The 12,818-nt window shown below is 58.4% G+C and carries 11 protein-coding genes; 4 read left to right on the forward strand and 7 right to left on the reverse strand.

Features of this window, described 5'->3' with window-relative positions:
• The 3 genes from CIC07_RS16085 to CIC07_RS16095 all read right to left on the reverse strand — a co-directional run bounded on the left by CIC07_RS16085 (position 1) and on the right by CIC07_RS16095 (position 3,692).
• On the reverse strand, positions 1 to 843 hold the full coding sequence (locus CIC07_RS16085) for a sugar ABC transporter permease (RefSeq protein WP_049867718.1): 843 nt from the start codon (positions 841 to 843) through the stop codon (positions 1 to 3).
• A complete protein-coding gene (locus CIC07_RS16090; RefSeq protein WP_076354684.1) occupies positions 843 to 2,132 on the reverse strand; it encodes a carbohydrate ABC transporter permease in 1,290 nt (429 codons plus the stop codon). The genes CIC07_RS16085 and CIC07_RS16090 overlap by 1 nt, the downstream gene beginning before the upstream one ends.
• A 201-nt stretch (positions 2,133 to 2,333) precedes the next feature.
• Positions 2,334 to 3,692, reverse strand: coding sequence for an extracellular solute-binding protein (locus CIC07_RS16095; protein WP_076354682.1), 1,359 nt, complete (start codon positions 3,690 to 3,692; stop codon positions 2,334 to 2,336).
• A gap of 247 nt (positions 3,693 to 3,939) precedes the next feature.
• Here CIC07_RS16095 and CIC07_RS16100 point away from each other — a divergent pair, with 247 nt between their 5' ends.
• Together CIC07_RS16100 and CIC07_RS16105 are read left to right on the forward strand one after the other, a co-directional pair.
• Complete coding sequence (locus CIC07_RS16100) at positions 3,940 to 4,803, forward strand: ABC transporter ATP-binding protein (protein WP_076354680.1); 864 nt, start codon at positions 3,940 to 3,942, stop codon at positions 4,801 to 4,803.
• Positions 4,800 to 5,654 carry an ABC transporter permease subunit gene (locus tag CIC07_RS16105; RefSeq protein WP_076354678.1) on the forward strand — a complete coding sequence of 285 codons (855 nt, stop codon included), beginning with the start codon at positions 4,800 to 4,802 and terminating at the stop codon, positions 5,652 to 5,654. The genes CIC07_RS16100 and CIC07_RS16105 overlap by 4 nt, the downstream gene beginning before the upstream one ends.
• Positions 5,655 to 6,107: 453 nt before the next feature.
• On the opposite strand, the gene CIC07_RS16110 is transcribed toward CIC07_RS16105, so the two are convergent.
• The 4 genes from CIC07_RS16110 to CIC07_RS16125 form a co-directional block, all read right to left on the reverse strand.
• A complete protein-coding gene (locus CIC07_RS16110; protein ID WP_076354676.1) occupies positions 6,108 to 7,289 on the reverse strand; it encodes a hypothetical protein in 1,182 nt (393 codons plus the stop codon).
• A 121-nt stretch (positions 7,290 to 7,410) separates the two neighbouring features.
• Entirely contained in the window at positions 7,411 to 7,968 is a 558-nt protein-coding gene (locus CIC07_RS16115; protein WP_076354674.1) for a zf-HC2 domain-containing protein, read from the reverse strand.
• Positions 7,965 to 8,558, reverse strand: a complete 594-nt coding sequence (locus CIC07_RS16120) for an RNA polymerase sigma factor (RefSeq protein ID WP_083687907.1) — start codon at positions 8,556 to 8,558, stop codon at positions 7,965 to 7,967. Before CIC07_RS16120 ends, CIC07_RS16115 begins: the two co-directional genes overlap by 4 nt.
• A gap of 171 nt (positions 8,559 to 8,729) precedes the next feature.
• Positions 8,730 to 10,943: an alginate lyase family protein gene (locus tag CIC07_RS16125; protein ID WP_094248056.1), complete on the reverse strand. Its 2,214-nt coding sequence runs from the start codon at positions 10,941 to 10,943 to the stop codon at positions 8,730 to 8,732.
• 259 nt (positions 10,944 to 11,202) lie between these two features.
• Here CIC07_RS16125 and CIC07_RS16130 point away from each other — a divergent pair, with 259 nt between their 5' ends.
• A complete protein-coding gene (locus CIC07_RS16130; RefSeq protein ID WP_076354668.1) occupies positions 11,203 to 11,574 on the forward strand; it encodes a hypothetical protein in 372 nt (123 codons plus the stop codon).
• 472 nt (positions 11,575 to 12,046) lie between these two features.
• On the forward strand, positions 12,047 to 12,403 hold the full coding sequence (locus CIC07_RS16135) for a hypothetical protein (RefSeq protein WP_139334406.1): 357 nt from the start codon (positions 12,047 to 12,049) through the stop codon (positions 12,401 to 12,403).
• The last annotated feature ends 415 nt before the right edge of the window (positions 12,404 to 12,818 follow it).

The raw sequence follows: 12,818 nt of genomic DNA on the forward strand, positions 1-12,818 counted from the left end.
TCAGCCCTTCGTCGCTCCGTCCGCGAGGCCGGAGATGAGGAAGCGCTGCAGCAGCAGGAATACGGTCGCGATCGGCACGGCGATCAGGATGGTGCCCGCCGCGAAGATCGTGAAGTTGTTGGAGAACTTGTCGTTGATGAAGTTGTACAGCCCGAGCGCCAGCGTGTACTTCTCGGGCGAGCGCAGGATGATGCGCGGCGTCAGGAAGTCCATGAACGGCGCCATGAAGGTGAACAGCCCGACGACCGCCAGGATCGGAGCCGTCAGCGGCATCAGAATCCGGAAGAATACGGTCAGATGCCCCGCGCCGTCCATCGTGGCCGATTCGTCGAGATCGCGCGGAATGGTGTCCAGGTACCCTTTGACGAGGAACACGTTCATCGGCAGTCCGCCGACGGCGTAGATCAGGATCAGGCCGGTGAACGTGTCCAGCAGGTTCACCAAGTTGAGCAGCAGGTAGATCGCCACCATGCCCATGAGCACCGGGAACATCTGCAGCAGCAGGAAGGTGTAGATGCCGTACTTGCGGCCCGTGAAGCGGAAGCGCGAGAACACATACGCCAGCAGCGACACCATCGTCACGGAGGCGACGGCATTGCAGACGGCGACGATGATCGTGTTTTTGTACCAGAGGCCGTAATCGCTCTGCGGATCCGTGAACAGCCAGCGGTAATGCTCCAGCGACAGATTGTCGGGAATCAGCTTGGCGCTGTAGAGGCTCGTGCCGGGATTCAGCGAGATGCTGACCGCCCACAGCAGCGGATACAGGATGACGGCGAACATGATCAGAACAACGAGGTAGATGCCGGATACTTCCAGCTTGGATCTCAGCGTGCGTCCCATCAATATCCCTCCTCACGGAATGACCGCGTCTTCCGGAACTGATAGAACGCGAACGCCGCGACGATGAGGCCCATGATGATGCTGATGGCGGCGGCCATTTTGTAGTTGTTGTCGGTGAAGGTCAGGTTGTACACCCAGGAGATGAGAATGTCGGTCGCTCCCGCGCTTTGGCCCGGCACCGCCGGTCCTCCCTTGTTGAACAGGAAGATGATGTTGAAGTTGTTGAAGTTGAACGAATACTGCATGATGAGGAGCGGCGCCGTGGCGAACAGGATATGGGGCAAAGTGATGAAGCGGAACTTCTGCCAGCGGCTGCCTCCATCCACCTCGGCGGCTTCGTACCAGTCCTTGGAAATGCTCTGCAGCACGCCCGTGAACAGCGTGAACACATACGGGAAGCCGAGCCAGATCTGGATCAGGATGATCGCGACGCGGGCCCAGGTCGGGTCCGTCAGCCATGGAACCATCAAGCCGAACCTGCTCATGATCTGCATGTTGATCGCCCCGAACGTATCGTTGAACATCGCGGCGAACACGAGCGCGGTCATGAACGAAGGCACTGCCCAGGGAAGGATGAAGACCGTGCGGATCAGCTTCTTGAAGCGCACGCGATTGTCATTGACGAGCACGGCGAGCAGCATCGCCAGGCCGATCTGGAGCGAGGTCGCGACCAGCGTCCAGACGACCGTCCAGGTGACGACGGAGACGAGGCTCTGCGTCCAGATCGGGTTGGTGAACAGCTCCTTGAAGTTGATCCAGCCCACCCAGTCCAGCAGCTTCGCTGGCGGAGAGTTGTACAGGCTGTAGTTCGTGAACGCGAGCGCGACCATGAACAGCAGCGGGAAAACGACGACCATCGCCAGCAGGATGAAGCTGGGAACGACGACGAAATAAGGGAAGCCTTTGTCGTAGCTGTCATGGAAAGCCTGCCTCACGGATGGAATCCGCTCGCCGTCCTGACGGCGGACCGCATCCCGGTAAGCATCCTTGATGTTGAGGATATAGCTGTACAGAAGCACGGCCGCTAGCAGCAGAGAGAGGATGCCCTCCGTCAGCAGCGTTCGGGAATCGTCTTTATTCGGATCGTCGCCCAGCGTGATCAGCCCTTCGATGCCGTGCGCCGTCCATGCGCCGATCGATGCCGCGAGCGACAGCGCCAGCACGAGGAACAGCACGCCCTTGATGAAGCGTCGATTGTACAGCTGGCCCAGGCCTGGAATGATGGACAGCGCGGCTGCCGCAGCTGGAGAAGGCTGGGGACCGGCCTTCGGTTGCAATGCTTTTTGCATGGTTCCTTCACCTTCCGATCCTTGCTCTTTATATAGAGGTCCGTCCATGAATATCCGGGTCGATCCAAAAGCAAAAGCCCGGGGGCCGCGCCGGTGAGCGCCAGCCCGCGGGCATCGTGGTGTTGCTGTCCCGCCGCCGCCTTGCCTTGACGGCCAGGCGATGATTTCCTGTGTGGAGCCGGATCCGATAGCGCAGCCTTCTTATTTGCCGGACATCGCCATCTTGTCCTGAACCTGCTTCACGGCGTCATCCAGCGATTTCTGCACATCCTTGCCTTCGGAAGCGAACTGGAGCGCGTTTTTCATCGGATCCCAGACATAATCAAGCTCAGGAACCGTAGGGAACGGCTGGCCGAATTGGACCTGCTCCGTGAAGCCCTTCACGAGCGGGTCGCTCGTCAGCGCGGTGTCGTTCAGAACCGCAGTGACCGGAGGCACTTGGCCGGTCTTTTTGTAATATTCAAGCGCGTTTTCCTGGTTGGTGATGAAGGCCGCCAGATCGGAAGCCCATTCCGGGGATTTGGAGAACTTGGAGAGCATCCAGCCCTTCACGCCGATGAAGGAGGTCGGGTGCTTGCCGTTTTCCAGCGTCGGAAGCGGAGCCACCGCCAGATCGTCGCCAAGCTGCTTCTTGTAATCCGTGATCGCCCAAGGTCCGTTGATGACCGCGCCGACCTTGCCGGAGCCGAACAGGCCGCCGACGATATCGCCGTTCACGCCTTTGGGCAGGTAGCCTTTCTTGAACCAATCCTGGATCAGCTGGACGCCTTTGACAGCGCCCTCCTTGTTGAGGCCGATGTCGTTTACATCGTAGCCGCCGGCGTCGGTCCCCTTGAAGATGTAGCCGTCGTTGCCGCCCATGAATGCCCAGGCGTAGTAGAAGTTGATGCCTTCGAACAGGAAGCCGTAGGTCTGCTTCTTGGCGTCCGTCTGCTCCTGGGCCAGCTTCTCCAGGTCTGCGATTGTCGCCGGCGCCGCAGGCACGAGCTTTTTGTTGTAGAACAGCGCGTAGGTCTCCGTTACGAACGGCAGGCCGTACAGCTGGCCGTCCTGGCTGAGCGCCTTGAGCGCTTCCGGCGTGAAGGAGTCGAGCACGGCCTGCTCGGCCTTGACCGGCTGCACGAGGCCTTTGAGCACCAGGTTGCCGATGCCCGGCTGGTAGAACAGGTCCGGACCTTTGCCGGCAGGACCGTCAAGCGAGAGAATCTGCTGCTGGTCGTTCATCTTGACCGGCTTGACGTTGACCTTGATGCCGGTTTTCTCCGTGTACTTCTTCGTAATATCTGTAATCGTAGCCACGCTGTCGGCGTTGTCGTCCGGCCAGATCGTCAGCTCGGCCGGCTTCTCCGGCATATTGGCCGCATCTGCGCCGGCCTTGTCGGCTGCGCCTGTGTTGGCCGCCGTGTTGGCAGCCGGCTCCGTTGCTGCGCCTGTATTTGCAGCGCCTGTATTTGCGGCGCCCGCATTGTTTTCCGCGTTGTTGTTGCTGCCGCATGCCGTCAGCCCCGTCAGCGCGATGGCCATCGCCAGCGCCGCTGCGGCGGTTTTTTGCTTCTTCATCTCTGTATCCTCCCCGGATCTCGTCGGTTGGTTTCGCTTGCTGATGTCATTGTAGGACTTTGGGGGGAGGTCCAACTACCAAAGTAATGACTTCAAAGATCAAGATTGTGACCTCGTGAAAAAACCGGAGACTGGCCTGACGAAGACAGCTTGCAGAAAATAAATCCCTCGGCATTGAACGATTTGTCTAAGCCAAACGACAAATAGGCACACTTGAGAACAGCAACCGTGAAGAGGAGGATGAAAGTTGATCAAGCTGCAAGGGGTAACGAAGAGATTTCAGGACAAGACGGCCCTGGATGGCTTCAGTGCGGATCTGGCAGCGGGGTCGATCACCGGATTGATCGGTCCCAACGGCGCCGGCAAGACGACGCTGATCCGGCTGCTGAACGGACTGCTGCTGCCGGAGGAAGGGTCCATCGCCGTGGATGGTCTGAGTCCGGAGAAGGATGGCGATGAGGTGCGGCGGAGCTGCGGCACGCTGACCGAACAGCCCGGACTGTACGACGATATGACGGGACGGGAGAATCTTCGGTTCTATGCCAGCCTGTATGGCATTCATGGCCTGGACAGAATCCAGGAGCTGTCCGGCGTGCTCTCGCTTCAGGAATTTCTCGACCGCAAGACCGGCACCTACAGCACCGGAATGAAAAAACGGCTCGGCCTCGCCCGAGCCATGCTGCACAAGCCGTCTGTGCTTCTGCTCGACGAGCCGACCAATGGCCTTGATCCCGACGGCACGCGGGATGTGCTGCTCTATCTGAAGCGGCTCAATGAGCATGAGGGCGTGACCGTGCTGATCTGCTCCCACGTGCTCTCCCAGCTGGAGACCGTCTGCTCCAGCTACATCTTTTTGGAGCAGGGAGCCAAGAAGGCCGAGGGCACGCTGCAGGAACTGCGGAAACGCTACATCTCCACCCTGCAGCTGGAAATCAGGGTTCGCGACTGGCAGGGACGCAACGGAAACATCCAGATCGAGGCGGAATCCTATGAGGCGCTGCCGGGCTTGCTGCGGTCCATTTCCGCGCAATCCCGGCTTTATGAAGCCCGCATCCTGAATGATGATCTGCAGTCCATCTACTTTCAGATCCGAAAGGAGAACTTGCCATGAACCGCTTCTCTCCCAGCTGGTCCATCGCCCGCAAGGATATCAACGCGCTCAAGGCCAGCCTGCAGCTATGGCTGCCTATGATCATCGTGCCGCTCGTATTCAGCGCCGTGCTGCCTGCGATTCTGCTGCTCGTGTTCCGCTATAAGGTGCTGCCGGGAGGCAGCGGCGGGTTCGGAAGCTCCAGCGACATCGCCTACCTGCTGAAGTCGGCAATCTCTCTCGCTCCGCCCTCTCTGCAGGCCGAGCTGTCGCAGCTGCCCAGCGACGGCCATCGGGTGCTCTACTTCATGCTCACCTACCTTATGGCTCCGATGTTCCTGCTCATCCCGGTCATGACCTCAAGCATCATCACCGCCAACAGCTTTGCCGGGGAGAAGGAGCGGAAGACGCTGGAAGGGCTGCTGTATGCGCCGATCTCCATGAACCAGCTCCTCCTCGGCAAAGGTCTCGCCGCCTTCCTGCCGTCGATAGCTTTGACACTGGGAAGCTTTGTCGTCTATGGGGTAATCGTCAATTCGCTGGCCTATCCGCTCTTCTCGCACCTGATCTTCCCGACCTGGAACTGGCTGCCGCTGCTGCTGCTCGTCGTGCCCTCGCTGACCGCGGTCATCGTCCTGGCGACGATGCTGGTATCGGCCAAGGTCAAGGGCTTCCAGGAAGCGTATCAGCTTGGCGGAGTCATCGTTCTGCCGGTACTGGCGCTCGTCGCCGGCCAGGCGACCGGCATGCTGCTGCTCGGCAACATCGCGATGCTGGCGCTGACGTCTCTGCTGGTCCTCATCGGATGGATCCTTTTCCGCTCGGCGCGGCATTTGGCCCTGCGGCATCGTTTTCTGGAGAAGCTGGGGTGAAGCTGAAAGGCGGCCGGCGGCGGCTCAAGGGCACAGCCATGTTAAGGGGCCGTCGCCTTCTTGCCAAGCCCCGCGCCATCGCTGATGGAAGGCGGCCTCGGATATTCCGTCCCCGTTGAATGCATGACACAAAAATGGAAATCCAAACAAGCCGCCCCTGGCTCCGGACCAGGGGCGGCTTGTTTCTTGTCGGCTCAAGACGAAGGATTCAGGAACCCGTCACGAATCCTTGTTGCGGGATTCCCGCGAAACAGCAGTGGAGCTGGCATTCAGCCAGCGGGACAGCTCGGCTAGATCAGCTTGGCCCTTCAATCATCCGGCAGCAGCTGGCGCGGCAGGATGAAACCATATTTGATTCAGGCCTTAAGGCAGACTAGCTTCCAGTCTCCACTGCGGATGCCTGCCGATTGTCTCCCGAAAGTCACGACAATCCCCTTTCCTTTTGTCCCCGTCTCACCTCTCCTCCGGAGCCAGGCTTTCCCGTCCACCGGAGCTCGCATAAGTCGCCGGGCGTTCATGAAGCGGCATCGGCGCAGGCGGCGCAGGCTTCCCGAGGAACAGCCGCAAGCCCCCCGCGATCAGCAGGAAGGATGTGACCGCCAGCGGCAGGCTGCGGAAGAACCAGTCATAGGCCGAGGCGAAGCGCGGAAGATAGTCGTAGATGGCCTGGCCAAGGAAGCGGTCCATCATATAATAGACGCCGAGCGCCATCAGCCCGGCTCCAAGCCAGCGGTGGTAGCGGGCAAGCTCGGTCAGGACGGGCACGTCCTGCATCTCGCCCCGCTGATAGCGGCCGTACTGCTGCAGAGCGTCGAACAGCGAGAAGCACCAGAGCAGCGGAAGCATGAACAGGAACAGCGTAATCCGCATGCTGTCCATGAGATAGATGAGCAGCAGGAATCCGAGCAGCAGCTGCAGCCCCCTCTTTTGCAAGCCGAGATACAGATGGCCGGCGCCGGGAAGGAACGACAGCAGCGCCGCCAGCGTTTTGTTTTTGCGGGATCCGGAGAAGCGGTTCTCCACTTCCTCGAACAAGGAGATGTCCCGAAGAAGCTCTCCCGCCTGCTTGCGGTTCACATGCAGGATGGCGTCGAACATGCTGTAGATCCATACGACCGGAAGCAGCAGAAGAAAAACGAGGAAAACCGGCGTATGCAGGACCACGGCGACGAAAACGATGAAAGCGCCGAGGCCGGCGAAAGATATCATGAAGGCGGTTCCGCGCTGCATGAGGCCAAGCGACATATGTCCCAGACCCGGGATGAAGGAGAGCACGATCGTCAAAGCCTTCTCCCTCTGGTCCTCGGCGGTTCTGAGCGGATACGCAAGGGCCGAAGGAATTCCGTTCCCGTCCATCGGGCCTGGAGCATAGGCATGCGTCTGCGCCGGGCGGGCAAGCACCGTCACGAGGATATCGATCATGCTGACTCCCCAGACTCCGATCGGAATCAGAAGGAGCGGAGCGGCATCCCCGTCCAGATTGTTCGTGACGGCGAGCAGCAGCATGATAGCGACCGGCCCCCATACAAAAGCGCCGTAGACGAACATCCGCAAATATTTGCCCAGATAGGCATGGCCGGCGCCGGGAATGAAGCCTAGCAGCAGCGCGACAAAAGGGTTTGGAAGAGTTCTCATGTGGGGCAATCATCCTTTCAGGGTTGCTAGCGTTATTCAGCGTTTAATCGGTTCTTCCCGTTGTTTCCGAGGTCGTTCCCTAGTCCGCGGTTCACTGGCGTCCATTCCATTTCCCCTGCGCTCACCGGTACCGGCGGTCCTGGATCTCTTGAAGCAGATGCGCGGTCCGATCCAGCATGCGGTTCGACCAGCTCTCGGAAGACGTCCCGGATGCCGGATTCGGGATCGCTGCGGAAGCTCCCTGCTGCGGTTCCCGGCTCTCAAGAAACCGGTCCATGTCCGTGAAAGCCCCGCTCATATACAAGAGCAGCGTGAGCGAGGCGGCAAGCCCGTAATGGAGAGCGGGACGCCTCAGCCAGGCGGTTCGTGATTTTGAAGCGCGCTTGACGTCGGGAAGGTCCCCTTCCATAAGCTCCAGCACATGGCAGCGGATCCGCTCCATGGCGGCAGCCGGAACGGGAACGGCCATGGAGTCGATGCCAGAGAATCCGGTGCCGGGAGCGGCTCCCGACTTGTCCTCGGCCGGACTCCCGGGAATGTCGAGCGCCTGGACCAGCAGCTCCAGGCAGCCGTCGCAGTAGGAGAGATGGAGCTCCATCTCCTCCCGCTGCCGGTCGGGCAGCGTATTCCGGGCGTAAGCCGCCCATGCCTCCTGATTGTGATGCCGGCCCTCGCTCAATCGAAATCCTCCCTTCTCCAATGTCGCTTCATCCAGCTTCGCGCCCGGTACAGCTTGGACTCGACGCTTTTCGGCTTCAGGCCGCTTTCCTCCGAGATTTCCTGATAGGATCGGCGGCGGAAATAATAGTCCCTGACGATCCCTTTATATTCCGGAGGAAGCTCCTCGAGCTTGTCCTGCACCCGCCGGCGCTCCTCCATCGCAATCAGCTGATCCGGAGGGGAATCGTTCCGTTCCCCGCTCCTCATCATGACTTCCGGCGAATCATCAAGCGCTTCGCCTGATCCTGACCTCGCCTCCTGCCGCTGCCGCTTGCGCCTGTAATCGATGGCTCGGTTGACGGCGATGCGGGTGATCCAAGTCTTGAAGCCTTCCAGCCTGCACTCCGGAAGCGCCCGGCTGATCGCCAGCAGCGCCTCCTGCAGGACGTCCTCGGTATCCTGGGGGGATCGCAGGACGGCATACACGGTCCGGTACAGATAAGCCCCGTACTCGTCGATAATTTCGCCGAACCGTTCCGGGCCGCCGTCGCGGACGGACTGCAGCCATTCGATATCGCTTTGGATGTCGTTTCCCCCCTTCCCATGAATAGACGAAGGATATCATGGTTTCCCCTGCGCTTTGGCGAATAAAGTTTTTCCAACGCAAAAAAAGCGGCGAGATCGATGGCGCGGGCCACCCCGCTTGCCGATCTGCCGCTCTGCCCATCCCTGCTGTTGCCGCTCTGTCCATCCCTGCTGTTGCCGCTCTGTCCGTCCCTGCTATTTCACGACGGTTGCCTTGGCTTCGCCGCCCCGCCGATGGATCCAGACGACCTCTCCGAATACCTGAATTCCGTCCACGACGTAACAATCCCCCGCCTGCGCGGGCGGTTCATGAGCGATCAGGATGATATGGCTTTCTCCCGAATCCGTCATCTCAATCCTGCACGCCGCCGCCCGGTCGTCGCCCGCCAGCTCGCCCGATAGAAGCCGGACGGGCATTTTCTCCACGACCGGCAGCGCCGATCCGGAGGAAGGCAGAGGCAGCAGCACCTGCATCATCGCCGAGGGAGCCGGCCCCTTCCGGCTGTAGACGGCAGTCGCTCTCGGCTCGATCTCGTTGTAGACCTTCGATACCTTGCCTTCCTGCAAGCGGAACCGCATGGCTCCGGGCTCGACAGGAAGGATGGCCAGCCTGGCTCCGCCGTGACCGTCCGCAAGGCAAACGCCGCTTTCCTCGGACAACCTTGCCGCGCCGGGAGCAAAGTGGAAATACTGCTCGTGCTCATGCTCTCCCCGTCCGTCGAAGGCATCGGTCAGCAGCCAGAAGAACGGCTTGATGAACAGGATTCGCCGCTTCGGATACACAGGCTCCTTCTCAAGCCGGTATCCGGTATGGCTGCCTTCGGCATAGTCGTAGGCCGATTCGGAAATCCAGCTGACGCCGGTTGGAGAGGCGGCGCGGCCGGTTGTCCATGTATCCATGATTTCCGTGAAAGGACGCCCGTCCACCAAGGTCGTGTTATGGGCCTCAGCCTGCTTGAGCTCGCGCCGCTCCGGCTTCCCGTCGCTGTAGGTGTAGCGGCCCGAATCCGTCAGCAGCTCCCTGCCATAGGCATGGACGTCGATATGCAGCAGATCCGCATGGCCATGACCGCCTCCCAGCGGCCCGCAGCGGAAGTAGAGGAACAGATCCTCCTCCTTCCAACCGGAGCGCATGACGTAATGGCCCGAATGGGGAAAAGCATGGGAAAGCCGGGCGGGAAGCTCCGCCCTCATCCGGCTGTATTCCTGGATAGCGGAAATCCCGAACAGCCAGGCATTGTCGTAATCCATCTCCGAATGGGCGCCGGACTTGAGTAACGGCTCCCGATGCAGCCATGCCGCAGCTGTCAGCGCGGAACGGATATCGCTGTTGTCGCTGTCTCCGAGCAGCACCTGCCGGTGATCCGGCTTGGCCAGATGCATGGATGCATAAGCCATTTCCCGCACGGTTGCTGTAAAGTCCGCATTCAGGCGCATCCCCTGCCGGTCCGCCCGCATGAGCACCTCATGATACATGCTCATCACCTCGAGATGGTAGGAAAACGACTGCTCCCAGTGAACGCCATCCTTCATGATCTGGACCCGGGCCGTCTCCTCCAGCCTCTGTCTGGCCGTCTCCGCCCAATGCTCCGACCGCCGGAACTCCGGCAGGACGGAAGCGATCTGGAACAGACCGCCGTTCTCCAGCACGCCCCAGTTGCTGATAATCTTCAGGCGCGAGAAGGCTCTCTCCAAATAATCCGCATGCTCATGGAAAGACAGCAGCATGCGCGCCGTCAGCAAAGGCGTCATCGCCGGGCTTCGCAGCGTGTATGCCAGAGCTTTGAGCCAGTGGCTCATCCGCATGCCGGCTTCGATTGACCGCCAGCTCATCGTGTCCCTCGTCACCTCGGCCGGCACCGGATTGCGCCGGAGCCAGTCGTCCAGCTGCAGGCAGAAGCCTTCCGCGAAGCGTTCTTCGCCCGTGAGCAGATAGGCTTGGCCGAGCGCGCCCCAGTACCGATGTCGGTTGAGCATGTACGCCCATTCCTCGTCCCTGTCGGGAACATGATTCCAATCGATCTCACCGGCAAAGGTCACGGGAACGGAGCTGCGCTCCATGTCGGTCGGAAAGCGGAAATGGAACGTCTGCCGCAGCACCTCCTCGGAGGTGTCCATGACCAGCGCCGTCTCCTCCGGCTGATGCCTCCGGACGTAAGCGGCGATGTCGGCGGCGCTCTCCTTGTCGGAGCAAAAAAGAGGCGGCAGCCGTTCCAGCAGATGCTCCTTCAAGGCTTGGCAGGCGTTGTCGAGCCTGTCATGAAGGACCTCTTGAGCAACCCGGCCCAGCTCGGGAAGGTCGAGATCGAGAAGCGAAAATAGGCGGCGAAGCGAACCCTCCGCTTTGCTACTGCTCTCGGATATTTGGCGCTGCTGCCCGTCGTTGCTAACATTCTCATGCTTGTCCACGGATGTTCCTCCCGGCGATACATAGTCAAAGTATAAGTTCAGCCTGCGAAGAGGATTTCCTTTAAGATGAGAGGACGGCAGCGCAGCTTTTTTCGCGAGAGCCGCGCAGTGATCCAGCCAAGCGCCGCTCCATCTGCCATGCGCTTGGGGGTGCAGCCGTGGTTGGACTCCTCGCCGGTGATACGTCCAGACTTGTCTCCTGCCTGCCGGAATCCGTACAATAGATGCAGGCAGACGACTCCGGAGAGGGTGGTCATTGATGCAGGAGCAGCTGTTGAAAAAGCTCCACTACAAGCAAGGTCCCGCTGCCGTTCTGTTCGCGCCGGAAGGCTACGTCCTGAATGTCGCGGACACGGGAGGGACGGAAGGAAAGTACGCCTTCGTGCAGCTGTTCGTCGAAAGCGCCGCAGAGGTGCGGGAGCGCGCGGCGGAAGCGGCCGGAATGCTGGAGGAAGATGCGGTATTCTGGATTTCCTACCCGAAAAAAAGCAAGTCGGTCAAGCCCGACATCAACCGCGACAGCCTGGCGGCGCTCGTGCAGGAGCTCATCGGCCTGCGCCCCGTCAGCAACGTGGCGATCGACGAGGCGTGGTCCGCGCTGCGCTTCCGCCATCCGGACAAGGTGAAGTAAGCGGCAGGCCTGATTCATGTCGAGCTGGATGGCCGGGCGAAGCCTCGTTCGTCTGAATAGCTTCTAACGCGCCGCGGGCAATAAATAGGACCAAAAAAAGGAGCCCCAGCAGGGGAATGTCATTAAGTTAAGCTCAAAAACAAGACCGGGAATAAAAAAGGAATCGGAAACGGTATGGGAAAAAGTCCTGTGCCGTTTGGTTTTTGGTGCAAGAAAGGAAAAAGCGTGCCGCAAATGTTAATGCCGAAGAACCATCGAGTTAATGATGGAGAGCCACCGTGTTAATGAAACAGAGCCAAGTTGTTAACGGTGAGAGCCCCTTTAGATTAAGGCTGTGAAAAACATTATAGAGAGTAGTCATTAAACTAAAGGGCAGAGCTTAGACTTTTATGAATATAAGAGATTTTTGTGGTATTATATGTCATTATGGGTTGTAAAATAAATAGATTATTTGAAATGGGGGATTCAAAATATGGAACGTAAAATTCAACTAATGGAAACCTACGTAAATATCGACCTAGGAAATCCACCCTTTTTAAAATTAGACAAAGCGTTGCAAATTCCATACTCTTCAATCAAGGAAATAACAACAGGTAGACCGATACCAAATGCTTTTAAACTATATGGTGCTTCATTGGGAGGAATGAGAAGTGGGTTATTTAGATCAAATGGCGGTTATCAACTGCACTTTTTTGAAAATGAGCTTGAAACTCTTCATTTAGATTTGAATAGCTTTCAAGTTGGTAAGTTCAAACTATCAAAGTTGATCATTGGTGTTAAACATCCTGAAGAAATAAGTAAAAATATTTCCGAAAGACTGAATTGGTAATTTGTTGATGAACTGTTCTTTGAACTAACGTCAAACGATAGTTGAATGGGATGATTGAGAGCCATCATTTACTTACTTGATGGCTCTCTCCATTAACATGCGGGCTCAAATATATTAACATCGTGGCTCTCATTCATTTTGACATAAAGTGCCGGAGCGGCTGACATTTCTCTTATGAGCGATGTCAGCGTTTTTTTAGTAAATCCGCATACGCATCCATTGTCGAAACCTCCTCGTTTTTCCAAGGGGCTTTGCCACACACTTCCAACTGCTTGTCAGGCTCTGTTTCTGTTTTCATGCAAAAAAAGCAGGCTATCTTTTCGATAACCTGCTCTTCTTCTTGATTTTTGGCAATGCGCCTTAACTTAATGAGATTGCCCTGCAGGGGCTCCGGACCATCCGCAGGAAGGATGGA

Origin of the sequence: Paenibacillus sp. RUD330, from assembly GCF_002243345.2 — a bacterium.
Classification (GTDB): domain Bacteria; phylum Bacillota; class Bacilli; order Paenibacillales; family Paenibacillaceae; genus Paenibacillus_O.

Coding starts and splice junctions, on each gene's coding strand:
- CIC07_RS16085 (WP_049867718.1), bottom strand. CDS start 843: ATGGGACGCACGCTGAGATCCAAGCTGGAAGTATCCGGCATCTACCTC.
- CIC07_RS16090 (WP_076354684.1), bottom strand. CDS start 2,132: ATGCAAAAAGCATTGCAACCGAAGGCCGGTCCCCAGCCTTCTCCAGCT.
- CIC07_RS16095 (WP_076354682.1), bottom strand. CDS start 3,692: ATGAAGAAGCAAAAAACCGCCGCAGCGGCGCTGGCGATGGCCATCGCG.
- CIC07_RS16105 (WP_076354678.1), top strand. CDS start 4,800: ATGAACCGCTTCTCTCCCAGCTGGTCCATCGCCCGCAAGGATATCAAC.
- CIC07_RS16110 (WP_076354676.1), bottom strand. CDS start 7,289: ATGAGAACTCTTCCAAACCCTTTTGTCGCGCTGCTGCTAGGCTTCATT.
- CIC07_RS16130 (WP_076354668.1), top strand. CDS start 11,203: ATGCAGGAGCAGCTGTTGAAAAAGCTCCACTACAAGCAAGGTCCCGCT.
- CIC07_RS16135 (WP_139334406.1), top strand. CDS start 12,047: ATGGAACGTAAAATTCAACTAATGGAAACCTACGTAAATATCGACCTA.